Raw genomic sequence first — 1,334 nt, 5'->3', positions numbered from 1 at the left:
ACCTGGAGCATTGCCGGGTCAAATACCGGCACCTACGGCTCGATCGCCGTCGATAACAGCGGCCAGTGGACCTACACGCTGGCCAACGGCACCGATGGTGTCGCCAGTGCGGTGCAGGCGCTGAAGGTGGGAGAAAGTCACAATGAAGTGTTCAGCGTGCAGGTCAGCGATGGCCTGGGCGGCGTCGACACCCAGCAGGTGGCCGTCACCGTCACCGGCAGCAACGACGCCGCCGTGCTGTCCTCGGCCAGCGTTATGCTGAATGAAACCAATGCTCCGCTGACCACCGGCGGCAGCCTGACCATTAGCGATATCGACAGCCCGGAAAGCTTCCAGGCGCAGTCCAACACCGCCGGCAGCTACGGCCAGTTCTCCATCGGCACCGGCGGTGCCTGGACCTACGTCGCCAATTCCGCCCACAACGAGTTCGCCGCCGGTACCACCTACACCGATACCTTCGCGGTGAGCAGTGCCGACGGCACTCTCACTTCGGTCACCGTGCATATCCTCGGCACCAATGATGCGGCCGTGCTGTCCGCCGACATCGCCAACCTCACCGAGACTAATGCCGCCGTCGATATTTCCACCGCCGGCACCCTGACCATCAGCGACGTCGACAGCGCCGCCACCTTCGTCGCCCAAACCAACACCGCCGGTAGCTACGGCCAGTTCTCCATCGGCACCGGCGGTGCCTGGACCTACGTCGCCAATTCCGCCCACAACGAGTTCGCCGCCGGTACCACCTACACCGATACCTTCGCGGTGAGCAGTGCCGACGGCACTCTCACTTCGGTCACCGTGCATATCCTCGGCACCAACGATGCCGCCGTGCTGTCCGCCGACATCGCCAACCTCACCGAAGCCAATGCTGCCGTCGACATTTCCACCACCGGCACCCTGACCATCAGCGACGTCGACAGCGCCGCCACCTTCGTCGCCCAAACCAACACCGCCGGTAGCTACGGCCAGTTCTCCATCGGCACCGGCGGTGCCTGGACCTACGTCGCCAGCTCCGCGCACAACGAGTTCGCCGCCGGCACCACCTACACCGATACCTTCGCGGTGAGCAGTGCCGATGGCACTCTCACTTCGGTCACCGTGAATATCCTCGGCACCAATGATGCGGCCGTGCTGTCCGCCGACATCGCCAACCTCACCGAGACCCATGCCGCCGTCGACATTTCCACCACCGGCACCCTGACCATCAGCGACGTCGACAGCGCCGCAACCTTCGTCGCCCAAACCAACACCGCCGGCAGCTACGGCCAGTTCTCCATCGGCACCGGCGGTGCCTGGACCTACGTCGCCAGCTCCGCGCACAACGAGTTCGCCGC

The 1,334-nt window shown here is 64.8% G+C and carries 1 protein-coding gene; it reads left to right on the top strand.

Translation table 11 applies throughout. The annotated features are described in order from the left end of the window. A partial coding sequence (locus AC3WJW_RS29950; RefSeq protein WP_493728546.1) for a VCBS domain-containing protein occupies positions 1-1,334 on the top strand: 1,334 nt, incomplete at both ends.

Source organism: Pseudomonas sp. GW821-FHT07G06 (assembly GCF_058986625.1).
The sequence above is the reverse complement of the archived record's forward strand: the minus strand, read 5'-3'. Positions and strand labels throughout refer to the sequence as shown.